Below are 25,028 nucleotides of genomic sequence, written 5' to 3' on the forward strand. Positions count from 1 at the left end.
TCCTTACGCGGCCTCGAATTGCGCGTAGCCGGACGCTTCCAGCTCCAGCGCCAATTCCTTGCCGCCGCTCTTCACCACGCGCCCCCTCGACATCACATGCACGACGTCGGGCACGATGTAGTTCAGAAGCCGCTGATAGTGGGTGATGACGACCATCGAACGCTTGGGCGAACGCAGCGCGTTGACGCCGTCGGCCGCAATGCGCAGCGCATCGATGTCGAGGCCCGAATCCATCTCGTCGAGGATGCACAGGCTCGGCTCGAACAGCGCCATCTGCAGCACCTCGTTGCGCTTCTTCTCGCCGCCGGAGAAGCCGACATTGACGCCGCGCTTGAGCATGTCCTGCGGGATGTTCAACGATTTCGAGACTTCCCGGACCTTCTTCAGGAAGTCGGGCGTCGAATATTCGCTCTCGCCACGCGCCTTGCGCTGCGCGTTGAGCGCGGTGCGCAGGAAGTTCATGGTGGCGACGCCGGGAATCTCGACCGGATACTGGAACGCCAGGAACACGCCCTTCGCGGCGCGCTCGTCCGGCTCCATCTCCAGGAGGTCCTCGCCTTTGAAAAGGATTTGGCCGTCGGTGACTTCATAGCCGGGCTTGCCGGCGATGACGTGCGAGAGCGTCGACTTGCCGGAGCCGTTCGGCCCCATGATCGCGTGCACCTCGCCCTCGTTCACGGTCAGCGTCAACCCGTGGAGGATCTCACGCTCCTCGACACGAACCTTGAGGTCTTTCACTTCAAGCAAAGCCATCATGTTTTTCCATCTATCCCCTCATCCCAGGGAGCGCCGAAGGCGCGTCTCGAAGGATTGAGGCCAACAATCTTTCCGGTAATCCATCCTTCGAGACGACCGCGTTCCGCGGCCTCTTCAGGACGAGGCCGGTGCTAGCCGACCGACCCTTCGAGCGAGATCGAGATCAGCTTCTGCGCTTCCACCGCGAACTCCATCGGCAGCTGCTGCAGCACGTCCTTGACGAAGCCGTTGACGACGAGGCCGACCGCCTCTTCCTGGCTGAGCCCGCGCTGGATGCAGTAGAACAGCACGTCCTCGGAGATCTTCGAGGTCGTCGCCTCGTGCTCGAACGTCGCCGACGAGTTCTTGGCCTCGATGTAGGGCACGGTGTGCGCGCCGCATTTGTCGCCGATCAGCAGCGAATCGCAGGCGGTGAAGTTGCGCGCCCCGGTCGCCTTGCGGTGCGCGGTGACCAGGCCGCGATAGGTGTTCTGCGACCTGCCGGCGGCGATGCCCTTGGAGATGATCCGGCTCGACGTGTTCTTGCCGAGATGGATCATCTTGGTGCCGCTATCGACCTGCTGGAAGCCGTTCGAGATCGCGATCGAGTAGAACTCGCCGCGCGAATTGTCGCCGCGCAGGATGCAGCTCGGATACTTCCAGGTGATGGCGGAGCCGGTCTCGACCTGGGTCCAGGAGATCTTGGAGTTGGCGCCGCGGCAGTCGCCACGCTTGGTGACGAAATTATAGATGCCGCCCTTGCCTTCCGAATTGCCGGGATACCAGTTCTGCACGGTCGAGTACTTGATCTCGGCATCGTCGAGCGCCACGAGCTCGACCACGGCGGCATGCAACTGGTTCTCGTCACGCTGCGGCGCGGTGCAACCTTCGAGATAGGAGACGTAGGAGCCCTTGTCGGCAATGATCAGCGTGCGCTCGAACTGGCCGGTGTTGCGCTCGTTGATGCGGAAATAGGTCGACAGTTCCATCGGGCAGCGCACGCCCGGCGGCACGTAGACGAACGAGCCGTCGGAAAAGACCGCCGAGTTCAGCGTGGCGTAGAAGTTGTCGGAGGTCGGCACCACCGAGCCCAGATATTTCTGCACCAGTTCGGGATGCTCGCGGATCGCTTCCGAGATCGGCATGAAGATCACGCCAGCCTTCTTCAGCTCGGCCTTGAAGGTGGTCGCAACCGAGACCGAGTCGAAGACAGCATCGACCGCGATCTTGCGGCGGGCCGGGTCCTCCTCGCCAGGCTTGGGCTCGACGCCTTCGAGCATGGCCACTTCCCGCAACGGGATGCCGAGCTTCTCGTAGGTCTTCAGGATCTCCGGATCGATCTCGTCCAGCGAGGAGACCGTCTTCTTCGGCTTCGGCGCCGCGTAATAATAGAGATCCTGGAAATCGATCTTTGGATAGTCGACGCGCGCCCAGGTCGGCTCCTGCATGGTCAGCCAGCGCCGATAGGCCTCAAGCCGCCACTGGAGCATCCAGGCGGGTTCGTTCTTCTTCTCGGAGATAAACTTGACGGTCTCCTCCGACAGTCCCTTGGGGGCCTTGTCGGACTCGATCAGGGTCTCAAACCCATAACGATACTGGTCGACGTCGATGCGCTTCACGCGCTCGACCGTCTCTTGTACGGCTGGCATTCCATCCTCCGCTCGCGGTTTCAAGGACCGCGGTGGATCAAACTCGGACGAGTATTACGATATTTCACTGCGGAAAGCACGGGCTTAGAACCGTTCAAGCCGTGTTTCGTCGCTTAGCCCTTAAGTAGGGTATTACCCAGCTTTCGCCAAGCCTCTAACGCCCTATTGATGTCCTCCGGTTGGGTGGACCAGCCAAGACTGAGACGCACCGCTCCCTGGGCCACAGCGGGATCATAGCCCATGGCCGACAAGACGTGGGATGGCTGGACCCTCCCTGAGGAACAGGCGGAGCCGGAGGAGACCGCTATGCCCTCCAGGTCGAAGCCGATGACGGCGGTTTCGGCCTTCAGGCCCGGCGCGGTGAAGAGCACCGTGTTTGGCAACCGCGCCACATCGTCCGCAAAGACCGTCGCCCCGGCGATGCCGCGAAGGCCATTTTCCAAAAGATCTCTGAGGCTTGCCATTCGCTCCACATCCTTCGCCAGAGCCTGAAGGGCAGCCTTTACCGCCGCCCCGAAGCCGGCGATGCCCGCGACATTCTCGGTCCCGGCGCGGCGGTTGAGCTCTTGTCCGCCGCCTCGCAGGACCGGCTCGAGGCCGCCTATGCCTTCAGCCATCACCAGGGCCCCGACACCCTTGGGGCCGCCGATCTTGTGCGCAGAAAAGGTGGCAAGGTCGGCGCCTACCGTATTGATATCGAATGGGATTTTCCCCAGCGCCTGGATCGCATCGACGTGCAGGAGGCCGCCGGCCGCGTGGACGATGCTTGCCGCCTCAGCGACGGGCTGGAGGGCGCCGGTCTCGTTGTTGGCGGCCATGATGGAGACCAGGGCTGGCGGGCCATCCTGCAGCTGGATCTTCAGGCGATCGAGGTCCACCACGCCGGAGCGCGTGACCGGGATGAGGCCGATCTTGTCGCCAGGGAACCGGCCGCCGGCCAGCACCGAAGCATGCTCGACCGCAGAGACCAGCAGCCGCTCGACAGGTCCGCCAGACCGCCCCCGCAGGCCCGGCGAGAGCGCAAGCGCATTGGACTCGGTGCCGGCGGAGGTGAAAACGACGTTGCGCGGCTGAGCGCCGACCGCGCCCGCCAGCGCGGAGCGCGCCTCCTCGACCAGTCGTCGTGCCTCCCGGCCCTCGGCATGGACCGAGGATGGATTACCGATCAGGTCGTATGCAGCCAGAATAGCAGCCCGCGCTTCCGAACGGAGCGGCGTGGTCGCGTTCCAATCGAGATAGACCCGGGCAAGCATTGAGTATTTTGTTACCTCGCATCGCGGGCGGCGTTTCGCGCCGACCCGACATGGGCCGCGGGCGCGCAATTGGCAACCCGATTCCGAGCGAGCGGGCGCCGTGACGCGGTCATGACAAGCTAACGTGTTGAACCCATTGGGGGATGTTCAAGATGCTTGCTTTTTGACCCTCTGCCTATGTTAGAACGCGCTCCGTCAAGTCACCGCGCGCTCTTAGCGCATCACCGCAAGGCGCGCCTTCTCACCCTTCATTCGCGCTTCCGTCGGCATCTGCCGACGAGGCTACAATCGGTTGATTGCTAGGGATCATCTCTCCAGGAAATCAATCAAGAGACACCAATGCCCGAAGTCATTTTCACCGGCCCTGCTGGCCGCCTCGAAGGCCGCTACCATCCGGCCAAGCAGAAGAATGCGCCGATCGCGATGATCCTGCATCCGCATCCGCAGTTCCACGGCACGATGAACCACCAGATCGTGTACCAGTGCTACTACGCGTTCGCGCATCGCGGCTTCTCCGTGCTGCGCTTCAATTTCCGCGGTGTCGGCCGCAGCCAGGGTTCGTTCGACCACGGCACCGGCGAGTTGTCGGATGCCGCCGCCGCGCTCGACTGGGCCCAGACGATCAATCCCGAAGCGCGCGCCTGCTGGGTTGCCGGCTTCTCCTTCGGCGCCTGGATCGGCATGCAGCTCCTGATGCGCCGCCCCGAGGTCGAGGGCTTCATCTCGATCGCGCCGCCGGCCAACCTTTACGACTTCTCGTTCCTCGCGCCCTGCCCGTCGTCGGGCCTGATCGTGCATGGCGAGAAGGATGCGGTGGTGCCGCCCAAGGACGTCAACACGCTGGTCGAGAAACTGAAGACGCAGAAGGGCATCGTCATCGACCAGCAGATCATCCCCGGCGCCAACCACTTCTTCGACGCCAAGCTCGAGCCGCTGATGGAAACCATCACGGCGTATCTCGACATGCGCCTGGCGAACGTGCGCTGAGGGATTCGGCTTGAGCGCGCTGCGCTCAGGCCGCAAGCTTCAAAAGATGCGCGTCGTGCCGTACGAGGAAGGCGCGCAGCAATTGCGGATAGTCGGCGTCGACAGCGCTGCGTACGCTCGGACGCTGCGCAAGCGTGGTCCGCCACGCCCTGACCTTCGGCGCGTCCTGGAAGATGCCGTGCTCGGTTAGTTCGTCGAACAGATCGAAATAGCGGAAGACGGGCGCGAATACCGCGTCGACCAGACTGAATGCGCGGCCCGCGAAATACGGACCGGCGCCGAGCGCGGCTTCGACACGCCTGAATTTCGCAACCAGCGCCTGGCGCTTGCCTTCGAATGTCGCCGGATCGCTCGTGGTTTCCAGCCCCCAGAGGTCGCCGAGGATCGCCGAGCCGAACTCCATCCAGGCGCGGTGCTCGGCACGCTTCAGCGCATCCACCGGATGCAGCTTCGCACCGGCTTGCGTCTCCTCGAGGTACTCGCAGATCACGTTGCTCTCGAACAGCGCGACCTCGCCCTCCCCGGTGGTCACCACCAGCACCGGCACCTTGCCGAGCGGCGACAGTTTCAGAAACCAGTCGGGCTTGTCAGCCAGATCGATGTCGATCCGCTCGAACGGCACGCCCTTCTCCTTCAGCGCGATCACCGCGCGCTGCACGTAGGGGCAAAGCTTGTGGCTGATCAGTTTCAACGAAACGGTCATGGGCGATCCCGGCGGTTAGATGCAACTGCATTCAATGTAGATGCATTTGCATCTACCCGTCAAGTTGCATGCAGTTGCATTGATCTAGCCTTGCGTCAGGGACGCGCGATCACCCCGCCGGTCACCGGCATCGGCACACCCGTGGTAGTGGGATAAGATAGCGGCAGGCCTTTCATGCCGCGGACCGCGAGGAAGCCGAAAGCCTGCGCTTCGATGGCGTCGGAGGCCCAGCCGAGCGTCTCGGCCGCCTCCACCCTTGCCGAGCCCACCTGCTCCCGCAGCATACGCAGCATGGTGAGGTTGCGGGCGCCGCCGCCGCAGACGATCCAGCTCCGCGGCCGCCGGGGCAAAAGCGGAATGACGCGGGCGATCGCAGCCGCAGTGAAGGCGGTGAGCGTCGCGGCGCCGTCGGCCGGCTCGATGGCGCCGAGCTTGAGTGCAGCGAAATCGTTGCGATCGAGCGATTTGGGTGGGGCCGCCGCGAAGAAGGGCAGTTCCAGCGCCCGTGCGATCCAGGCCTCATCCACCTTGCCGAGCGCCGCGAACTTGCCTTCCGCATCGAACGCCTGATTCATGGTGCAGTACATGAAGTCGTCGAGCAGCGCGTTGCCGGGGCCGGTATCGCAGGCAATCAATGCATCGTTGCCGTCGATATAAGTGATGTTGGAGACGCCGCCGACGTTGACCACGACGATCGGTCCTTCGCGTTCCAGCGAATGAGCCAGCGCGCGGTGGTAGACGGGCACGAGCGGCGCGCCCTGCCCGCCCGCCTCGACGTCGGCGGCACGGAAATCATGCATCACCGGGATATGGATTGCCCTGGCCAGTAACGGCGCATCGCCGATCTGGACGGTCAGCCGCTTCTCGGGCCGGTGCAGCACGGTCTGGCCGTGGAAGCCCACGATATCGATGTCCTCCGGCCTCATGCGGTTCTGCGCCAGGAAGGCGGCCACCGCCTCGGCATGGGCACCCGTCACGGCCTGCTCGGCCTGCGCCAGAATGCCCGGCCGGGCGTCGCGCTGCTGCAGATGCACGGCCTCGCTCAGCGCCTGGCGCAACACGTTGCGCTCGGCCGGGCTGTATGGCCGGTAGCCGGACGGCCCGAACGCCTTCACCTGCTTTCCGTCGGTCTCGATCAGCGCGACATCCACCCCGTCCAGCGAGGTGCCGCTCATCAAGCCGAGTGCCGTCAACATCATGGGATCAGCGTCCTGAAAGACCCCTCCGGCATGCCGATCTTGTGCCAGAGGGACACATCTTATAATGCCACAGCGCCAAGTGGCGGGCGGACATCGGGTTCCCGCGGAAGACCCTTAAATTGCCCCCAAAAGAGTAAACCAAGAATTGTCAGGCACGCCGACAGATGACTGCATTTAAATCGGATTTCCTCAATACCCTGCAGGAACGTGGATTCATCCACCAGTGCTCCGATTTCGAGGGGCTGGATGCGCTTGCCGCCAAGGGTGAGGCCATCGCCTATGTCGGATACGATTGCACCGCCCGCTCCCTGCATATCGGCAACTATCTGACCATGATGATGCTGCACTGGCTGCAGCAATCCGGCAACAAGCCGATCACGCTGATGGGCGGCGGCACCACCATGGTGGGCGATCCCTCCGGCAAGGACGAGACGCGCGCCATGCGCACCATTGCCGAGATCGAGGCCAACAAGGCCTCGATCCGCGGCGTGTTCGCCAAGGTGCTGCGCTATGGCGAGGGCAAGAGCGACGCCATCATGCTCGACAATGCGGAGTGGCTGACCAAGCTGAACTGGATCGAGATGCTGCGCGATGTCGGCCGGCACTTCTCCGTCAACCGCATGCTGACCATGGACTCCGTGCGGCTGCGTCTCGAGCGCGAGCAGGAGATGAGCTTCATCGAGTTCAACTACATGGTCTGCCAGGCCTATGACTTCGTCGAACTCGCCAGGCGCACCGGCTGCCGCCTCCAGATGGGCGGATCGGACCAGTGGGGCAACATCATCATGGGCGTCGATCTCGGCCGTCGCATGGGCACGCATCAGCTGTTCGCGCTGACGACGCCGCTGCTGACCACTGCGTCCGGCGCCAAGATGGGCAAGACCGCGCAAGGCGCGGTCTGGCTCAATGCCGACCAGTTCTCGCCCTACGACTTCTGGCAGTACTGGCGCAACACCGAGGATGCCGATGTCGGCAAGTTCCTGAAGCTGTTCACGACGCTTCCAATGGCCGAGATCAGAAAGCTCGAAGCGCTCGGCGGCTCCGAGATCAACGAGGCCAAGAAGGTGCTCGCGACCGAGGCGACCGCTCTGCTGCACGGTCGCGAAGCTGCGAATGAAGCCGCGGAGACCGCGCGCCGCACCTTCGAGGAGGGCGCGCTCGCCGAGAGCCTGCCGACGGTGGAAATTCCGCGCGGCGAGCTCGACGCCGGTCTCGGCGTGCTCAACGCCTTCGTCAAGGCGGGTCTCGTCGCCTCCAACGGCGAAGCCCGGCGGCAGATCAAGGGCGGCGGCCTGCGCGTCAACGATGCGCCTGTCGCCGACGAGAAGATGGCGCTGTCGGCGGACAATCTGACGCCGGAAGGCGTGATCAAGCTGTCCTTCGGCAAGAAGAAGCACGTCCTCATCAAGCCTGCATAGGCGTATGAGCTTTTCACTGCTTGTCAGGGCGCGCATAAGCGCGCTCCCTGATGGCAATGGACCAGAACGCGCCCAAGGAAACGACAGCGGAAGCGAGCAAGGAACAGGTCGGAAGCACCAGGCAGGACGCAGTCCGCATCGCGCTCGTCGTGCTCTGCCTGTGCTTTGCGCTGGCTGTTCTTGGTCGCGGGCTGAGCGAGAGCTTCACGGTCTTCCTCAAGCCGATCTCGGAAGATCTCGGCTGGGACCGTGCCCAGGCCGTTTCGATCTATTCACTGGCCTGGCTCATCAGCGGACTGACCGCCCCCCTGGTTGGCCGCCTGTTCGATCATTCCGGACCACGCATCGTCTATGCGCTCGGCTTGCTCTTGCTCGGTTCGGCCTTTCTGAGCGCGAGCCATGCGCAAGCACTCTGGCAATTCCAGCTTTCGATCGGCATCTGCGTCGGCATCGGCGTTGCCTTCATCGGCAATGTGCCCAACTCGATCCTGCTCGGCCGCTGGTTCGGGCCGCGGCTGCCGACCGCGATGGCGGTGGTCTACTCGGCAATGGGCGGCGGCGTGCTGGCACTGCTGCCGGCCTCGCAACTCCTGATCGATCATCTCGGCTGGCGCGAGACCTACCAGGTCTACGGTCTTGCCGCGCTCGCCCTGCTGGTGCCGCTGCTGCTCCTGCCTTGGCGCCTGTTCGCGGCCGGCTCGCCGCATGTGGCCAAGAAGAGCGATCCGGACTTCGTCGACAACGGCTGGACGCTCGTGAGCGCGATGCGCCACCACGCCTTCTGGGCGCTGTTCTCGACGTTCTTCTTCACCGCGGTCGGCATGTATGCCATCGCGGCGCAGATCGTGGCCTATCTGATCGACGCCGGCTTCCCGCCGCTCCAGGCCGCGACCGCCTGGGGCTTCTCCGGCGTCGTGCTGGTGTTCGGGATGCTGGGTGTTTCTGCGCTCGACGGCTTGATCGGACGCCGCCCGTCGGTGCTGCTCAGCTACGCGATCTCGATCCTCGGCATCGTTCTGCTCTGGCTCCTGCAGTACTATCCGAACGTCGTCCTGCTCACCGGCTTCGTGGTCTGCTTCGGCAGCATGATGGGCTCCCGCGGGCCCCTGATCACCGCAACTGCGATGAAGATCTTCCGCGGCAAGCGCGTCGGCACCATCTTCGGGACGATCTCGATCGGCAGCGGCCTGGGCTCGGCGTTCGGCTCATGGAGCGGCGGCCTGATTCACGATGCGACTCACGGCTACGATCTCCTGCTCATCTTCGCGCTTGCGAGCGTCGTGCTCGGCATGATTCCGTTCCTGGTCGTTCCCGCCTTGCGGGAGTAGGTCTCCCCTACGTAACCTGCATCCCCGGACATCACCGGAATAGTACGTACCGACCACAGGTGAACACGTTCGAAAAACCGCGGCGCGTGCGGATCAACGACCGCTACTGCGATGTTTTGTCCGACATGACGAAAATGTCAGGGCGCATTGATCCCAAGTGGCTTGCGAGACGAAACTGAATACGGTCCAAGTCGCGCATTGGATGGAGGGCACAAACCAATGGACTTTCCCTATCTCACCCGCTTTCAGCCGGTTCTCCTGAGCCTGTTTCGCTTCATCACCGGCCTGTTGCTGTTTCAGTACGGCGTCGCCAAGCTGTTCAAGTTTCCGGCTGTTCCGATGTTCGCCAAAGTCGAGCTGATGTCGCTTTACGGCGCGGCCGGGGCGCTTGAACTGGTGCTTGGCGCACTACTGATGATCGGCCTGTTCTCGCGGCTGTCGGCCTTCATCCTGTCCGGTGAAATGGCTTTCGCTTATTTCATGGGCCATATGTTCAGGGGCGAAACCCCGGTGTTCCTGCCATTGCTGAACAACGGCACTCTCGCGATACTCTTCTGCTTCGCGTGCCTGTATCTCTCGGCAGCTGGCGGCGGCCCGATCAGCGCCGACGCCGCAATGGGCAAGAAATAAGTGCTGCACCGGCGCAGCCCGCACCGCGCTGACACACTCAACTTATCCCGCTAAGCACGGCGGCACCGGCAGACCTCCGGTGCCGCTTAGCGCGCGCCCAGCACATTCCAGATCAGAACGAGGGCCGCGACGAGCAGCAGGGACATGACGGCGCGATGAACGAATCGATTCATTGCCTGTCCAACCTGTCTCTTTGGCTACCAAGGTCCATGTCGATTTTCGACTCCGGATCGGCCGCCGCCTGCCGGCAAGAGCAGATTCGCCTGCACGGTTGCGCATAAGCCTGCGGCAGCCGTCCCGCGCGGCAGGCCGGCCATGCCTACGTTCATGATTGGTAAGAACTTCATGCTACCCATGCGAGCAATAACAACCATTCCGTAGGGGCTGTGATGAATCTGCTGAGTCACCTGAAGATCCGCACCAAGCTTGCCAGCATGGTCTGCCTTGCGGCGCTCACAGTCACGGCCATCATCGGCGTATCGTCGGTGCTCAGCAAGAGCCGCATGATGGAGGACCGCGTCGAGCAGATGCGGACCGCGGTAGAGCTGCTCTACAACTATGCACAGTCGCTCCAGGACGAGGTCACAGCAGGCAAGCTGACGCCGGCCGAGGCCAAGAGCATGTTCCACCAGCGCGGTCGCCGCATGAGCTTCAACGGCGGCCAAGGCTACCCGGTGGTCTATAATCAGGACACCTCCCTGGTCGTCAACGGCGCCAATCAGCAGCTCGAAGGCAAGATCACCGGCGCCAAGGATTCCAATGGCGTGCTGATCGCCGACGCCATTATCAAGGCGGGCAGCGAGACCGCGCAGGGCGGCGTGACCTCCTATCTCTACCCGCGCCCCGGCCAGACCGAGCCGGTCCGCAAGACCGTGTTCGCGCGCAAATTCGCACCATGGAACGTGACCATCAGCTACGGCGTCTACGTCGATGATATCGACGCCGACGTGCGCGGCTTGACGCTGGAGCTGGCCGCGATCGGCGGCGGCCTGATGTTGTTGATGGCGGCGCTGTCCTGGCTGATTGCTCGCGACGTGCTCGGCGCGCTCGATCGCCAGAAGAATCGCATGCAGGAGATTTCCGAAGGAGCCATCGACAAGCCGGTCGAGGAGACCGACCGCGGCGACGAGATCGGCCGCATGGCCGAGACCCTCGAAGTGCTCCGGCAGACCGCGCTGACCGCGCGCACGCTGGAAGCCGAGCAGGTCGCCATCAAGGCCCGCACCGAGCAGGAGAAGCGCGACGCCCTGATCGCCCTCGCCGATCGCTTCGACGCCTCCGTCGGCCAGCTCGTGGGCCTGATGGCCTCCGGTTCCGGCGAGCTCGAGAACACCGCCAAGTCGATGTCCTCGACTGCCGAGGGCACCAACCGCCGCGCCGCCGTGGTCGGCTCCGCCGCCACCGAGGCCAGCCAGCGCGTCCAGACGGTGGCAGCTGCCGCCGAGGAGCTCTCCTCCTCCATCACCGAGATCAGCCGTCAGGTCGCGCAGTCCGCGGAGGTCACCGGCCGCGCCGTGGACAGCGCTCGCCGCACCGACACCATCGTCCGCGCGCTGTCGGACGGTGCGCAGCAGATCGAGCATGTGGCCGAGCTGATCTCCAGCATCGCGGCCCAGACCAACCTGCTCGCGCTCAACGCCACCATCGAAGCCGCGCGTGCCGGTGAAGCCGGCCGCGGCTTTGCCGTCGTCGCTTCCGAGGTGAAGTCGCTGGCGAGCCAGACCGCGGAAGCCACCCGCGAGATCGGCGACAAGATCGCCCAGATCCAGGGCGCAACCAAGGAAGCTGTGGACGCGATCGGCGGCATCACCGCCACCATCGAGGAGGTCAGCCGCATCGCCACCTCGATCGGCGCCGCCATCGAGGAGCAAGGCGCCGCCACCGCCGAGATCGCGCGCAGCGTCTCGCAGACGGCGGAGGCGACCAGGGAGGTCACCACCAATATCGGCGTGGTCTCCACCGCCGCAAACGAGACCGGCAACGCCGCCGGCATGGTGCTGGCAGCAGCTTCGAGCCTCTCAAAACAGGCCGAGCAGCTCTCCGGCGAAGTCGGCACGTTCCTGGCCGGCGTGCGCGCGGCGTAGCCGCTCGTTCACCTCTCCCGCTTGCGGGAGAGGTCGGCGCGAAGCGTCGCGTGAGGGCTTTCTCCTCGTTGGGAGCCGCTCTGTGGAGGCCCCCTCTCCCCAGCCCTCTCCCGCAGGCGGGAGAGGAGCGCACCTTGCATCGCGGCTGCAACTGGATCGCGCTACTGCCGCCGCGAGACGCTGCAGCCGCTCGACAGCTGACGGGTCGATGCCGTCGAGCCGTCGTTCGACTGCGACGGGAATTCATCGAACGGCGAGTTCTGCTTGCCGGTGTTGAATTCGAATATCTTGCGGAACAGGCCGGGCGCCATCGCCGAGATCGGATTGACGCGCATCACGGGCGCGGCCGGTGTACCGACGACCTCGTAGGTCACGCCGATCAGCCCCTCGTTGTTGCCGCCGCCGAGGAAGATGCCGAACAGGGGGATCTGGCCGAAGATGTTGTTGACGCCATACATCGGCACGAAGGTGCCGCTCATGCACACCTGGTTGCCGGGATAGTCGATCGAGCCCTCGATGGTGGCACCGATCATCGGCCCCTTGACCACGCCGTCTCGGATCGTCAGCGCGCCGTTCTGCCGGGTGAACTCGGCACGGAGCGCGTTGAATGAGACTCCGTTGCCGGTGCCGTTGGGCGCGCCGGCGGCCACGCGCTCGAGCTGCGCCTCGCCCTTCACCGTGAAGTCGCGCACGTTGATGAGCCCCTCGCGGGCGGTGTTCGGCTCGGATGTCGGCGGCTCCATCGCCACCACCATCTGGCCGCCGACCGCCTTGGTGTAGGTGTCGGTGAAGCGCAGCAGCGCGCCAGCATCGTTGGTCTGGAGATAGATCACTTCGCGACTGCCCTGCGCGCGGCCGCCGCGAAGATCGGCTGCCACCGGCGTGTCGCGGCCGATCTTGCCGCTCAGCGTCAAGGCTTTCACGGCGCCGTTGCGCTTCGACATCTTGGCATCGACGCTGCGCATGGCCTCGCCGTTGAACCCGGCCACGGCACCGAGCTTCACGTCGATATCGAAATCGACGTTCTTCAGCTTGCTCTTGTCCTCCTTGGAATGGCCGGAGATCGCCGACTTCAGGAAACCGCGGCCGTCGAACACGTCGCCACGCATCGTGCCCTTGATGACGCCCTCCTGGCTGCGCTCAACTCTGAGCGAGGCCTTGTCACCGTCTGTCGGCGCGTAAATCGGGAAATTCGCGTTCATGAGATCGCCGTTCGCGTCGACCTCGAGTGAGCCCTTGATCGAGGCACCGCCGCCCTCGATCACGATGTCCTCGAAACGCGTCGATTGCGCCGTGGGCACCACCTTGAAGCTGGCCTTCGCGGACTTGCCCGGCAGCTTGACCCAGCCGGGCAGGATGTTGTCGAGCCGCACCGACGTCAGGTCGGCCTCGACGCCGAGCTTCGTGGTCTGATCCGCGCCGCTCGCGATCTTGCCCGACAGCCTGATCGGCAACGATCCGCTGACGGCGGGGCTGAGATCGAAGCCGAGGCGCGCGCGGCTGGCATCGTCCAGCGTCGCCTGCAGCCTCACGTCCGCGTCGCCCTCAGCCGGCTTGCGATAGTCCAGCGAGGCTGCCTGACCGTTGATCTTGACGTCGCCCTTGACCTGGTAGCCCTGGTTGTTGGCGATGATCTTGAGGCTGTTCGCCTCCAGCTTCTGGTTCATCACCAGCTTCTCGGCGGCGAAGCCGTTGAGGTCGGCGGTGACGGAATAGGTGGTGTCGGCCTTGGTCAGCTCGCCCTTGACCGGCATGCCGAGCTGGATGTTCGCGGTGAACGTCCCCTTGCTGGTGTTGGGATCGATGACCGTCGCGGAGAGATCGCTCAGCCGGTCATTGGCGAGCATTTCAGCGGCGGCAGGCACCGGGCCATCGACGCGGAACCTGCTTCGCGACGGCGACGGCTTGGGCGCCATGTCCGGCACCTCGAACACGAAGTCTGAGATCGTAACCTTGCGGCCCGAGGGCGTATCGGCAACGCCCTGCCCGATGTTCACGGTCGCAGTGCGCCCGGTCACGCGCGCCCTCAGATCGGCATCGCGCACCACCGGCATGCCATCCACGGGGCGAACTGCGACGCCGCTCGCCACGATGTTGACGGACAGGCCGTCGTCCGGGATTGGCGGTCCCTTGCGCGGCAGGTTCTTCGTCGGCGAGTTGACGCCGATCTCGATGCGCTGGAGCGTTCCGCGCTCGATCCGCTCGATCACCCATTCGCGCAGTTCGGGGACGATCAGCGTCGGCCACATCCGCTTCAAGGCGGAAGCCGACATCGGCGTTCCCGCAAAGCCGAGAGTGAGCCGGGGCTCGCCGGAATAATCGATGGCGCCAGTGCCGGCAACGCCGATCTCGCCGTTGGAGACATCCGCCTGTGTCAGCAGGAGGCGCTTGTGATCCGTGTCGAAGCGAAAGCCGATCGCAATGCGGTTGAAGACGAGCGGCGGCTCGTTATCGATGCCGCCAAGCAGGATCGAACCGCCGCTGAATCCGAGCTGCCAGTCATTCCTGGTGCCGTTGGGCGGCTCGAGATGGGCCAGCAATGTCAGGCGGTTCGCGCCGGAGAGGATCTTGAAGGGTGCGACCAGCACGCGCCGGTTGGCGTCCCACTCGACGTTGATCTCGGCCGAGTCGATCCCCATCGGATAGTCGGGCGTATCGGTGTCGATGATGTTGCCGGCACCCACCGCGATCTTGCCGCGGAAGAAGGTCGGCACGCCGTCGCGGCCGAGTTCGCCCTTGAGCTCGCCCGTCAGCGGCATATCCGCCGTATAGGTGAGGTCCTTCACCCGCAGCGCCAGGAGGATGTTGGAGGTCGAGACCTTGTCGGCCTTGATGTCGACGGACCGCACGCCGTTCTCGGCAGGGCCGATCGTGGCGCGCAGCAACCACGGGCGCGCGCCCTCCTCGCCGAGGCTGAGCGCGATACCGCCGCGGCTCGGCCGGCGCAGGCTGAGGGTGATGTTCTCGAACGACCATTTGCTGCCGCGCTGCTGGTCGTCGACGATCAGATTGCCGTTCTTCAGGCCGATCTCGTTGAGGTTCTGGCCGTCGAGTCCCGTCATGCTCAGACTGTCGAGCCAGTCGAGGCTTTGGAGGATGCCGCTCTGCCCCGCCGCCTGCGGTGAGGCCTGCGGCGCTTCGGGACTCGTTGGCTGAGCAGCGAACGGCGGCGGGGGCACCCCGTTGCGGGGGAATGTCGGCGGCAGGCCCGCGTCCTTCTTGGACGCGACGCCGGTCGCAAGCGGCTTGGTGGTGTCGCCGGCGGACACGGTGACAGTGCCATCAGGCGCGATGCGGATCGCGAGCTCGGCATCGACGAGATTAAGGCTTTCGGCGCGCAGCCGCCCCATCAGCAGACCCGCACCCGACAGCTTCACCTCGGCCTTCGGCGCGCTGGCAACCACGGCCTGATCGCGATCGCGAACGATGATGTCCCGGATGCGTACGGCGATGCGAACCCGGCCGGCGCGCTCGATCTGGGTACCGCCGACCTCGACCGTGTTGCCGTGACCGATATTGTCTTCGATCGCGGCCGCCAGCCATGGCGTTGCGATATCCAGATTGATCGGACCGGCGCCGAGCCGCCACCACAGCGCACCGAAACAGCCGACGAAAATGACGAGCACGGCGCCGACGACAACGGCCAGACGCTTCAGCCAGCGGCCTCCACCCATCCAACGGCGCAATGAACCGAATCCGTCTCCGAAACGATGGAAACCCGAACCGGAACGCGCCAGCAGCCGGCGTGCGCGATGGCCCGCCGCCGCTTCCTGATCCGGATCCCACTCGGCATCGTCCCATTCCTGCGGCTCGTATTGGCCGCTGCGCCGATCAAAATTCCGGTTGTAGTCCTGGGGCGACGTATTCCTTGCCATTGCCTCTTGATACAAGCGCCCGTCGTAGGGGTGAGCGCCGCCGGGACCGCAGCCGTTCACAGGACGCGAAGCCCCCTGCGCCGGCACTGCCGCCATACCTCGAATATTCCTGCTGTTCGTCATTTCGCCCCGGGAGCGCGTTCAACGAGCAGTGGGGTGGTGCGTGGAATTCCTTGTAACCATACTCCGGCGCCGCCAAACTTGCCCAGCCGAGGGCGCGATTCCAGCACGCCGGACGAGAGCTGCAATACCGCTTCGGTTGACCCGCCGAAAGCGTCGAAAGGAAGGCGTATGTCCAAGAAATCCCGCAAGAAATCGTCCAAAACGTCCTCCGGCAGCCCGACCGCCAAAAAGAAGACCGCAAAAACGCAGGCATCGACTCAAACAAGGTCCGCGAAAACACAGCGGACCCCGGCAAGCAAATCAACCGGGACCATAGCAAAAGCAGGATCACATAAGGCCGCATCGAAACAGTTAAATACGTCCAAATCGTCTCCCCCACCCGCTCGGGCGAAGTCCGGCCTGGCCGAAGGCCAAAAGGCCCCCGGCTTCAGCCTGCCGCGCGATGGCGGCGACACCGTCACACTGGCGGACTATGCCGGCCGCAAACTGGTCCTGTTCTTCTACCCCCGTGCCGATACGCCTGGCTGTACCCGCGAGGCGATCGACTTCACTCGCCTCGCCGAAGCCTTCTCTGCCGCCGGCACTGCCGTGCTCGGCATCTCCGCCGACCCGTTGAAGGCCCAGGAGAAATTTCGCGACAAGCACAAGCTCGCCATCCCGCTCATCTCGGATGAGAAACATGAGGTGCTCGATGCCTATGGCGCCTGGGGGGAAAAATCCATGTATGGCAAGAGCTTCCTGGGAGTTCTTCGGACAACAATCCTGATCGGGACCGACGGTAAGGTGGCACGGATCTGGCGCAATGTCCGGGTCGATGTCATGCCGACGACGTGCTGGAGGCGGCAAGAAGTCTTTAACCAGTCCGTCGAATTCGCGCGTTCCCATTTCCGGAAAATTAACCATGACCGGCCCAGATTGCTGCGGCAATTGAGCCGCAAGGAACCCATCCGACCGGCGCGGGAGTGCCGATGTCGAAAAGTTCTGCCCAATACTCGCAGTACCCCCAACATCACCCTCACGACCACGGACGAGCCTTCCAGCGCCGCCCGGCTGCTGCGGCGGCGGCAACTGCGATTCCCCTGCCCCCCACCGACGATGCCTACACCATCGTCCATGCCGGCAAGCAGGTCCGCTTTGGGCCCGTCGTATTCTGGATCGTCGTTGGCACCGTGGTGCTGCTGGGGCTGTGGTCGGCGGCGACGGCCACTTATTTTGCCTTCCGCGACGACGTTCTGACCCGGCTGATCGCCCGCCAGGCCGAGATGCAATACGCTTATGAAGATCGAATCGCCGAGCTGCGCGCCAGGGTCGACCGCACCACCAGCCGCCAGCTGCTTGACCAGGAGCAGTTCGACCAGAAGCTCGACCAGATCATGAAGCGCCAGACGGCGCTGGAGTCCCGGGCCACGGCGCTCGGGGCCATGCCCGACGTGACTGGCTCGATTCCCCGCTCGGCCCCGCAGCGCGGCGACGCAGCCCATACCACACCGAAGCCATCGCCGATCAGCGACACCGTCATCTTCGTGGCGCCGCCGGACCGGGAAGCGCGCCTCGAATCGCGCGCGCCGACCGTGGTGGCAGCGCCGAGCAGTCAATTTGCCCGGAATCAAAGCTTCGAGAACGTGCTGGTCCGGCTCACGAACTCGCTTGACCAGGTCGAGCGGCGCCAGATGGCGGCGCTCAGCGCCGTCGAGGAAAGCATGGACTCACGCATGCGGCGGATGCGCGGCGTGGTCAGCGATCTCGGCTTGAACCTTGCCCATCTCGAAGCCGCCGTGCCGCGCACCGCGATGGGCGGGCCGTTCGTGCCCATCAAGCTGACGGCCAATGCCGGACCGTTCGAGAAGCAGCTCCATCGTATCAACACCACACGCGCCGAGATGGATCGTCTCAATCGCACGCTGGCGTTGGTCCCCTACCGCAAGCCCGTCATCGGCGAGGTAGAGTTCACCTCCGGTTTCGGCGTGCGCAGCGATCCCTTCCTGGGCCGGCCCGCGATGCACACCGGCCTCGATTTCCGCGCTGCCACCGGTGACCCGGTCCGCGCCACGGCCTTTGGAAAGGTGATTTCCGCCGGCTGGTCCGGCGGCTACGGCCGCATGGTCGAGGTCGATCACGGCAATGGGCTTTCCACCCGCTACGGCCATCTCTCCGAGATCAACGTCAAGGTCGGCGAGATAGTGAAGATCGGCCAGGTCATCGGGCTCGTCGGCTCGACCGGCCGTTCGACCGGTCCCCACCTGCACTATGAGACCCGCATCGAAGGCGAAGCGGTGGATCCGCAAAAATTCTTGCGCGCTGGCGTCCGGCTCAGCGCGGGTTGAGCCTGCGCTTCTCTCATCGGAACGTCGGGGCGAAAGCCATTGGAAGCGACTGGTGGCCAAGAGCTCATGCGCCGCGGCGCAGCAGGCCAACCGCACGTCCGTCGATCACGAGCAGCGCGCTGCCGATGACGATCGCGCCCACGATCGCACGCATGGAAATCGGCTCCCCCAGCACCAGCCATCCCAGAAGGATGGCGGTGACGGGAATGAGCAGCGTCACCAGCATCACGTTGCTCGCGCCCGAGCGCCGCACGATCTGAAAGAAGACGATATAGGCAAGCGCGGTCGAGAGCGTGGCGAGGCCAAGCACGGCAAGCCAGGTCGCAAGGGCCGGCATCGGCAGTTGCCAGGGCCGCTCCACAGTGCCGGCGACCACCGCCATCATCACGGTTGAAGCCATCAGTTGAAATGTCGCCGTTCCGAGCGGGGCTGAGTTTTTCAGCAACCGGCGCGCGGCGAGCGCTGCAAGACCGTAGCTGAAGGCGCCGCCGAGGCAGAGCAGGATGCCGAGCCCCTGCCCAGGCCTTGCCTCAATACCCCATCCGCGCAGGATGACCACGCCGACGATCCCCAATGCGACGCCGGCAATCCGCCGCATCTGCAACGTCTCTTCGCCTGCCATCGCCATGACGATGACCGTGCACATCGGCGTGGTCGCGTTCAGGATCGACCCCAGCCCGCTCGGAATGAACGTCTGGCCAATCACGATCAACGAGAACGGGATGACATTGTTGAGCAGCCCGATCGCGACGAAGGGCGTCCACTCCGCCATGCTCTTGGGAAAGCCGATCCCCTGCATGCGGAGCAATGGCGCAAGAATGGCCGCTCCGAACGCGACACGCAGCAACACGAGCGTCAGAGGCGGCAATTCGCGCAGAGCCGCTCCGTTGAAGAAGAACGAACCGCCCCAGAGAATGGAGAGCGCCGCAAGCAGCGACCAGTCCCGACCATCGATCCTGTTGGCATTGATGGTCATACGCGGCTCATCGACAAGCTAACGATCACAAAGGCCGGCAGGAGACAGCAAAGCCGGCGGCGAAATTCAGGGCGCCTGGCCTCTAGAAGGGGCCTACAGCCCGTTTCGCGCAACGAGGATTTCACCGACAGCTCTTTCGACCTGTTGCCAGTCCGTCGCCGGAACGATCTTCAAGGCAGCGTCGAGCGAGCACGTCCGTTGTTCGTGCTCTCTCGCCAGTGCTGCCAGGTCGATCTGTATCTCGGATCGAAGTTGGCCTGATGCCACCTGCTCGATCCGCGCCGCCATCTGCTCCATGAGGCGAACGTGAAACGACTTCATCTCTTCGATGAATTCGCTTTGCGACACGCGATAGGAGCCGAGGCTCGCCGACCACGCCGGCGATCCACCGAGTTGGCGATCGCGATTATCCCACTCGATGTGCACATGCTCTTCATCGGACCAGATTGCGATGTTGGCCGATGGAGCCAGGTACGAACTGTCCAGACGACGCTTTCCGACCCACATGACTGCAACGTCGGCAGAGTCAAAAAGGCCATCCTCATCGGGGACGTCATCGGCTCTCTCGCACCAGGCCTCATGGGCGCTTCGCAGAATTCCGGCCCCGTCGCCGGAGATGTACGGCACGAGCGCATCAGGAACCGGCTCGAGTATGTAGGGAAGCATGTCCATCAAGTCCTCGTAGAGGCGGACGACTTGATAGGTGCAATAGCGCTCTGCACCGGCAGCCCGGGCATGGTCGCTGTATTCGAAGAGTGTGGCTTCACCGGCTTGTATCCAGTACTCGCCGAAAGTGAGACCAAACCAATGAAGGCAATAGCTCCCCGGCTGGCCCCAGGGGATGATCTTTTCGAGTGGCGCGAGCGTGAAGTTGATGAGCACGACGAACCCTGGCCTGACTACGGAGAGACAGATCTAGTCCACCGCGATCGATCTTCCCACCCGATTTCAGGCAGCAGGTTCGTGAGCCCGCTACTTCCGCCGCGACACCAGCTCGATCATCCGCCCCTCATCGTCGTCAGGCATCGCCGCCTTCGCTTTCGCATAGGCCTCGACCGCCGCTCGTGCAACGATCGGCTTATCGGCGAGCAGGCTCTCCGCTAGCTTCACAGCGTAGGCGGCATCCTTGTGCCGCAGCGCTGCCGTGAAGGTCGCGCCGGAGAAATCGCGGGCGACCATGCGTTTGGAGTGACGCTGCACCTGGGGGCTTGCGGCAACGCCAGCCTGGATCGATTCCAACACGAGGTTCATGTCGAGACCGGCCTGCTCGGCGATTGCGAGGCCTTCGGCGAGTCCGGCGATCTGGATAGCGCCCATCAGATTGTTGATGAGCTTGTAGACCGTGCCGGCACCGACCGGGCCGAAATGGCGCATGCTCGAGCCGATCGGTTCGAGATAGGGCCGCGCACGTTCGAGATCGGCTGCGTCGGCGCCGGCCAGGAGAGTCAACTTCCCGGCCGCGGCTGCATCCGGCAATCCGGTCACCGGGCAGTCGATGTAGATGAGCCCGCGCGCGTTCAGCTCGCGGCCCATCTCTCGCGCGTGGTCGTAGGAGACGGTGGAGCAGTCGATCGCGATGGTGCCGGCCTTCGCTGTCTTGGCGGCGCCTTTCGGCCCAAGCCAGACCGCACGCGAGGCCTCGTCGTCGGCGACCATGGTCACGACCGCGTCGGCGTCGATCGCAGCATCCTCCGGCGAGGTCGCCCAGTGCGCCCGCGCGCGATCAGGTCTTCCGCCTTGGACTTGCTGCGATTCCAGACCGTCACCGTGAAGCCAGCATCGAGATAGCGGCCGGCCATACCATGACCCATTCGCCCCAATCCGATGAAGGCGACGCGAGGCATGATCAGTCCACGTCCTCGATGTCGCCGGTCGTAGTGCCGAACGCGCGTTGCGCCAGTGTCGCCGCCATGAACTCGTCGAGATCGCCGCCAAGCACGCCTGCGGTGTCGGAGGTCTGCACGCCCGTGCGCAGATCCTTCACCATCTGGTACGGTTGCAGCACGTAGGAGCGGATCTGGTGGCCCCAGCCGATGTCGGTCTTAGCGGCTTGATCGGCCGCCGCTTTCTCCTCGCGCTTCTTCAGCTCGATCTCGTACAGGCGCGCGCGCAGCATGTCCCAGGCCTGCGCCCGGTTCTTGTGCTGGGAACGGCCGGCCTGGCAGACCACGGCGACGCCCGTCGGGATATGCGTCAGCCGCACCGCGGATTCGGTTTTGTTGACGTGCTGGCCGCCGGCGCCGCCCGAGCGCATGGTGTCGACGCGCACGTCGGATTCCTTGATGTCGATCTTGATGCTGTCGTCGATGACGGGGAACACCTGCACGCTCGAGAACGAGGTGTGCCGCCGCGCGTTGGAATCGAACGGAGAGATTCGAACCAGACGATGGACGCCGGCTTCCGTCTTCAGCCAGCCATAGGCATTGTGGCCGGAGACCTGGATCGTCGCCGATTTGATGCCGGCCTCTTCGCCCTCGGACTCTTCGAGGAACTCGACCTTGAATCCGTGATTTTCCGCCCAGCGCGTGTACATGCGCAGTAGCATCTGCGCCCAATCCTGACTCTCGGTGCCGCCGGCGCCGGCATGGATCTCGAGATATGAATCGAAGCGATCGGCCTCGCCCGACAGCAGCGCCTCGAGCTCGCGCCGCGCGACCTCCTTCTTGAGGTTCTTCAGCGCAGCTTCGGCTTCGGCGACGACGCCCTCATCGCCCTCAGCCTCGCCGAGCTCGATCATGCCGATATCGTCTTCGAGCTCCTGCTCGACCTTGCCGATGCCGGACAGCGCATCCTCGAGCGAGGTGCGCTCCTGCATCAGCTTCTGGGCTTTCTGGGGATCGTTCCAGAGATTGGGGTCTTCCGCGAGCTTGTTCAGCTCAGCAAGGCGCGCCGTCGATTTCTCGACGTCAAAGATGCCTCCTCAGCAGCCCGACCGACTGCTTGATCTCTTCTACCAACCGTTCGATTTCGGCGCGCATGTTGTTCTCTGTCTTGCGGAATCCCGCGTGCAATTCGAGAGGGGGATGTAGCGGCGGCGGCCGCAAAGCGCAACCGCCGGAACCGTGATCGTCGGCCTTATCCGCGGCCTACCACAGCCCGCCGGTGCCCGGCCGAATGAGGAAGCCGGAATCCGGCTGCTGCTGCTGCGAGAGCGGCATGCCGCGTCCGTCGGCGTCGGCAACGCCGATGACCGAATAATTGTCCGGCGGCGCCGTGCCGGGCTTGAAGGCTTCGAGGATGGTTCCGCCGGTCTCGCCGGGGCCGGCGCGCATGCCGGTCTTGGCGACGACGCGGACCAGCTTGATGCCAGCCGGCACCTTGAACGGGACCGCAGGCTTGTCGGCAAGCGCGAGCTTGAGGAAGTCACGCACGATCGGCGCAGCGAGATGGCCGCCGGTCGCCGCATTGCCCCTGCCGAGAGGGCGCGGCTTATCAAAGCCCATGTAGACTGCGACCGCGATGTCCGGCGAGAAGCCGACGAACCAGGCATCCTTCGCCTCGTTGGTGGTGCCGGTTTTGCCCGCGACCGGCTTGCCAACATCCTTGATCACGGTGGCCGTTCCAGCCTGCACCACGCCTTCCATCAGCTCGGTGATCTGATAGGCCGTCATGGGATCCAGCACCTGCTCACGGCGGTCGATCAACTGCGGCTCGGGCTGGTTCTTCCAACCGCCCGGCGCGTCGCAGCCGCGGCATTCGCGCTGGTCGTGCTTGAAGATGGTGTGGCCGTAGCGGTCCTGGATGCGGTCGATCAGGGTCGGCTTCACGCGGCGGCCGCCATTGGCGAGCATTGAGTATGCCGTGACCATGCGCATCGCGGTGGTCTCGCCGGCACCGAGCGCGTAGGAGAGATAGTTCGGCAGTTCGTCGTAGACGCCGAAGCGGCGGGCGTATTCGCCGATCAGCGGCATGCCGATGTCCTGCGCGAGGCGCACCGTCACCGTGTTGAGCGACTGCCGCAGCGCGTTGCGCAGCGTCACGGGACCCTGGAACTTGCCTGAGGAGAAATTTTCGGGCCGCCACACGCCGGCGCCCTGACCCTGGTCGATTTCGATGGGAGCATCGAGCACGACCGTCGAGGGCGTATAGCCGTTGTCGAGGGCGGCCGAATAGACGATCGGCTTGAACGACGAGCCCGGCTGCCGATAGGCCTGCGTGGCGCGATTGAACTGGCTCTGATCGAAGGAGAAGCCGCCGACCATCGCGAGCACGCGGCCGGTCCAGGGATCCATCGCCACCATGGCACCGGAGACTTCCGGGATTTGGCGGAGCCGGTACTGGCCCTCGACGGGGTGGCCGTCCTTGTAGAGCGGATCGGCATAGATCACGTCGCCGGGCTGGAGCACCTGCGACACCGCTGTTGGAGTCTTGCCCCTGGTGCCGCCTTGCAGGGGCCGTGCCCAGCGTACGCCGTCGACCGTGACGATTCCGGTCTCGCGCTGCTTGCTGACGGCGCCGCCGAGCTCGCGGCCAGGCTGGAAGCCGATCCGCGCCGACTGCTCGCTGGTCTCCAGGACCACCGCCATGCGCCATGGCGAGATGTCGGAGAGCGATTTGATCTCAGCGAGCCTCACGCCCCAGTCGCCCGAAATATCGAGCTTGCTGATGGCGCCGCGATAGCCCTGCTGCTCGTCATAGCTCACGAGGCCGGCCACCATGGTCTTGCGCGCCATGACCTGGATCTTCGGATCGAGCGTGGTGCGAACCGACAGACCGCCCTCGTACAGCTTCTTCTCGCCGTAGCGCTCGAAGATGTCGCGGCGGACTTCCTCGGCGAAATATTCGCCGGCGAAGGTGTGGGCGCCGTTGGAGCGGCTGGTGACCGCCAGCGGCTCCTTGCGCGCCTTGTCCGCGTCGGCCTGCTTGATCCAGCCGTTTTCAAGCAGACGGTCGACGACGTAATTGCGGCGCTCGATGGCGCGGTCGCGGTTGCGCACGGGATGCAGGGTCGCCGGCATCTTCGGCAGCGCGGCCAGGTAGGACGCTTCCGCCACCGTCAGCTCGTTCACCGACTTGTCGAAATAGACCAGCGAGGCGGCCGCGATGCCGTAGGCGCCGAGACCGAGATAGATCTCGTTCAGGTACAGCTCGAGGATCTTGTCCTTCGAGTAGGTCTTCTCGATGCGCATCGCCAGCAAGGCTTCCTTGATCTTGCGGGTGAAGGAGACCTCGTTGGTGAGCAGGAAGTTCTTGGCGACCTGCTGGGTGATCGTGGAGGCACCCTGCGGACGGCGGTTGGAGCCGTAGTTCTGAATGTAAACCAGACCGGCGCGCGCCATGCCGGTGTAGTCGATGCCGCCATGCTCGTAGAAATTCTTGTCCTCGGCCGCGAGGAACGCGTTGATCACGAGCTTGGGCACGGCCTGGATCGGCAGGTACAGCCGCCGCTCCTTGGCGTATTCGCCGACCAGCGAGCCATCGACCGCGTGCACGCGGGTCATCACCGGCGGCTCGTAATCCTGAAGCTGAGAGTAGTCCGGCAAGTCCTTGGAGAAATGCCAGATCAGGCCTGCCACGGCCCCGACACCGACAAGGAACACCACCGTTCCCGCGGCGAACAGGAAGCCCATGAACCGCACCAGCAAGCGCATTATCTGTTTATCCGTTCAAACTCTGGATCAGCCCAGTACCAGCCCTTTGGCACCCCAAACAGGCGCCAACCTCACGTCGCGAATTTACCGGCTTTACGCAATCACATCGATGCCGGACTCAAGACGCTCGCCGAACGGGATTCTCACCGATTC

The 25,028-nt window shown here is 64.3% G+C and carries 16 protein-coding genes and 2 pseudogenes; 7 read left to right on the forward strand and 11 right to left on the reverse strand.

Going from position 1 to position 25,028, the window contains the following annotated elements:
• Positions 1-3: 3 nt before the first annotated feature.
• The 3 genes from sufC to K408_RS0106865 form a co-directional block, all read right to left on the reverse strand.
• The gene (gene sufC, locus K408_RS0106855) at positions 4-753 is read right to left on the reverse strand and encodes a Fe-S cluster assembly ATPase SufC (protein ID WP_024337871.1); all 750 of its coding nucleotides are present in this window, start codon (positions 751-753) and stop codon (positions 4-6) included.
• 134 nt (positions 754-887) lie between these two features.
• A complete protein-coding gene (gene sufB, locus K408_RS0106860; protein WP_024337872.1) occupies positions 888-2,384 on the reverse strand; it encodes a Fe-S cluster assembly protein SufB in 1,497 nt (498 codons plus the stop codon).
• A 113-nt stretch (positions 2,385-2,497) separates the two neighbouring features.
• The gene (locus K408_RS0106865) at positions 2,498-3,637 is read right to left on the reverse strand and encodes a cysteine desulfurase family protein (RefSeq protein ID WP_024337873.1); all 1,140 of its coding nucleotides are present in this window, start codon (positions 3,635-3,637) and stop codon (positions 2,498-2,500) included.
• A 339-nt stretch (positions 3,638-3,976) separates the two neighbouring features.
• On the opposite strand from K408_RS0106865, the gene K408_RS0106870 reads away from it, so the two are divergent.
• A complete protein-coding gene (locus tag K408_RS0106870) occupies positions 3,977-4,624 on the forward strand; it encodes an alpha/beta hydrolase (protein ID WP_024337874.1) in 648 nt (215 codons plus the stop codon).
• A gap of 25 nt (positions 4,625-4,649) precedes the next feature.
• Here K408_RS0106870 and K408_RS0106875 read toward each other — a convergent pair whose 3' ends face one another.
• Positions 4,650-5,327, reverse strand: coding sequence for a glutathione S-transferase family protein (locus K408_RS0106875; RefSeq protein ID WP_024337875.1), 678 nt, complete (start codon positions 5,325-5,327; stop codon positions 4,650-4,652).
• Positions 5,328-5,422: 95 nt separating this feature from the next.
• Positions 5,423-6,526, reverse strand: coding sequence for an anhydro-N-acetylmuramic acid kinase (locus K408_RS0106880; RefSeq protein WP_024337876.1), 1,104 nt, complete (start codon positions 6,524-6,526; stop codon positions 5,423-5,425).
• A gap of 164 nt (positions 6,527-6,690) precedes the next feature.
• Between K408_RS0106880 and tyrS the strand changes: the two genes are divergently transcribed.
• The 4 genes from tyrS to K408_RS0106905 all read left to right on the forward strand — a co-directional run bounded on the left by tyrS (position 6,691) and on the right by K408_RS0106905 (position 11,986).
• A complete protein-coding gene (tyrS, locus tag K408_RS0106885; protein WP_024337877.1) occupies positions 6,691-7,944 on the forward strand; it encodes a tyrosine--tRNA ligase in 1,254 nt (417 codons plus the stop codon).
• 56 nt (positions 7,945-8,000) lie between these two features.
• Positions 8,001-9,272 (forward strand): MFS transporter, encoded by a 1,272-nt coding sequence (locus tag K408_RS0106890; protein WP_024337878.1) that lies wholly within the window; start codon positions 8,001-8,003, stop codon positions 9,270-9,272.
• A gap of 219 nt (positions 9,273-9,491) precedes the next feature.
• The gene (locus tag K408_RS0106895; RefSeq protein WP_024337879.1) at positions 9,492-9,902 is read left to right on the forward strand and encodes a DoxX family protein; all 411 of its coding nucleotides are present in this window, start codon (positions 9,492-9,494) and stop codon (positions 9,900-9,902) included.
• Between the two features lie 389 nt (positions 9,903-10,291).
• On the forward strand, positions 10,292-11,986 hold the full coding sequence (locus K408_RS0106905) for a methyl-accepting chemotaxis protein (protein WP_024337880.1): 1,695 nt from the start codon (positions 10,292-10,294) through the stop codon (positions 11,984-11,986).
• A gap of 161 nt (positions 11,987-12,147) precedes the next feature.
• Here the strand turns inward: K408_RS0106905 and K408_RS0106910 are convergent, their stop codons facing one another.
• Positions 12,148-15,957, reverse strand: coding sequence for a YhdP family protein (locus K408_RS0106910; RefSeq protein WP_028145820.1), 3,810 nt, complete (start codon positions 15,955-15,957; stop codon positions 12,148-12,150).
• A 195-nt stretch (positions 15,958-16,152) separates the two neighbouring features.
• Between K408_RS0106910 and K408_RS40930 the strand changes: the two are divergent.
• Together K408_RS40930 and K408_RS0106920 are read left to right on the forward strand one after the other, a co-directional pair.
• A pseudogene (locus K408_RS40930) lies at positions 16,153-16,841 on the forward strand (peroxiredoxin).
• Positions 16,842-16,952: 111 nt separating this feature from the next.
• Positions 16,953-18,308 (forward strand): M23 family metallopeptidase, encoded by a 1,356-nt coding sequence (locus K408_RS0106920; RefSeq protein ID WP_024337883.1) that lies wholly within the window; start codon positions 16,953-16,955, stop codon positions 18,306-18,308.
• Between the two features lie 64 nt (positions 18,309-18,372).
• On the opposite strand, the gene K408_RS0106925 is transcribed toward K408_RS0106920, so the two are convergent.
• From K408_RS0106925 to K408_RS0106945, 5 genes and pseudogenes are all read right to left on the reverse strand, one after another.
• Positions 18,373-19,284 (reverse strand): DMT family transporter, encoded by a 912-nt coding sequence (locus tag K408_RS0106925; protein ID WP_024337884.1) that lies wholly within the window; start codon positions 19,282-19,284, stop codon positions 18,373-18,375.
• A gap of 93 nt (positions 19,285-19,377) precedes the next feature.
• The gene (locus K408_RS0106930) at positions 19,378-20,166 is read right to left on the reverse strand and encodes a DUF5984 family protein (protein ID WP_024337885.1); all 789 of its coding nucleotides are present in this window, start codon (positions 20,164-20,166) and stop codon (positions 19,378-19,380) included.
• A 90-nt stretch (positions 20,167-20,256) separates the two neighbouring features.
• A pseudogene (locus K408_RS37695) lies at positions 20,257-21,128 on the reverse strand (NAD(P)-dependent oxidoreductase).
• Between the two features lie 2 nt (positions 21,129-21,130).
• A protein-coding gene (gene prfB, locus K408_RS0106940; protein WP_155248298.1) for a peptide chain release factor 2 occupies positions 21,131-22,262 on the reverse strand; the annotation gives its coding sequence in 2 pieces (ribosomal slippage) (positions 21,131-22,192 and positions 22,194-22,262; 1,131 coding nt in all).
• Between the two features lie 108 nt (positions 22,263-22,370).
• A complete protein-coding gene (locus K408_RS0106945; RefSeq protein WP_024337888.1) occupies positions 22,371-24,875 on the reverse strand; it encodes a penicillin-binding protein 1A in 2,505 nt (834 codons plus the stop codon).
• Between the last annotated feature and the right edge of the window lie 153 nt (positions 24,876-25,028).

This window comes from Bradyrhizobium sp. in8p8 (assembly GCF_000426845.1).
GTDB classification, from domain to species: Bacteria; Pseudomonadota; Alphaproteobacteria; order Rhizobiales; family Xanthobacteraceae; genus Bradyrhizobium; species Bradyrhizobium japonicum_C.

Excerpts from the sequence above, each read along its gene's own strand:
- sufC (WP_024337871.1), bottom strand. The coding sequence starts at position 753 with ATGGCTTTGCTTGAAGTGAAAGACCTCAAGGTTCGTGTCGAGGAGCGT.
- sufB (WP_024337872.1), bottom strand. The coding sequence starts at position 2,384 with ATGCCAGCCGTACAAGAGACGGTCGAGCGCGTGAAGCGCATCGACGTC.
- K408_RS0106865 (WP_024337873.1), bottom strand. The coding sequence starts at position 3,637 with ATGCTTGCCCGGGTCTATCTCGATTGGAACGCGACCACGCCGCTCCGT.
- K408_RS0106870 (WP_024337874.1), top strand. The coding sequence starts at position 3,977 with ATGCCCGAAGTCATTTTCACCGGCCCTGCTGGCCGCCTCGAAGGCCGC.
- K408_RS0106875 (WP_024337875.1), bottom strand. The coding sequence starts at position 5,327 with ATGACCGTTTCGTTGAAACTGATCAGCCACAAGCTTTGCCCCTACGTG.
- K408_RS0106880 (WP_024337876.1), bottom strand. The coding sequence starts at position 6,526 with ATGATGTTGACGGCACTCGGCTTGATGAGCGGCACCTCGCTGGACGGG.
- tyrS (WP_024337877.1), top strand. The coding sequence starts at position 6,691 with ATGACTGCATTTAAATCGGATTTCCTCAATACCCTGCAGGAACGTGGA.
- K408_RS0106890 (WP_024337878.1), top strand. The coding sequence starts at position 8,001 with ATGGACCAGAACGCGCCCAAGGAAACGACAGCGGAAGCGAGCAAGGAA.
- K408_RS0106895 (WP_024337879.1), top strand. The coding sequence starts at position 9,492 with ATGGACTTTCCCTATCTCACCCGCTTTCAGCCGGTTCTCCTGAGCCTG.
- K408_RS0106905 (WP_024337880.1), top strand. The coding sequence starts at position 10,292 with ATGAATCTGCTGAGTCACCTGAAGATCCGCACCAAGCTTGCCAGCATG.
- K408_RS0106910 (WP_028145820.1), bottom strand. The coding sequence starts at position 15,957 with ATGGCGGCAGTGCCGGCGCAGGGGGCTTCGCGTCCTGTGAACGGCTGC.
- K408_RS0106920 (WP_024337883.1), top strand. The coding sequence starts at position 16,953 with ATGTCGAAAAGTTCTGCCCAATACTCGCAGTACCCCCAACATCACCCT.
- K408_RS0106925 (WP_024337884.1), bottom strand. The coding sequence starts at position 19,284 with ATGACCATCAATGCCAACAGGATCGATGGTCGGGACTGGTCGCTGCTT.
- K408_RS0106945 (WP_024337888.1), bottom strand. The coding sequence starts at position 24,875 with ATGCGCTTGCTGGTGCGGTTCATGGGCTTCCTGTTCGCCGCGGGAACG.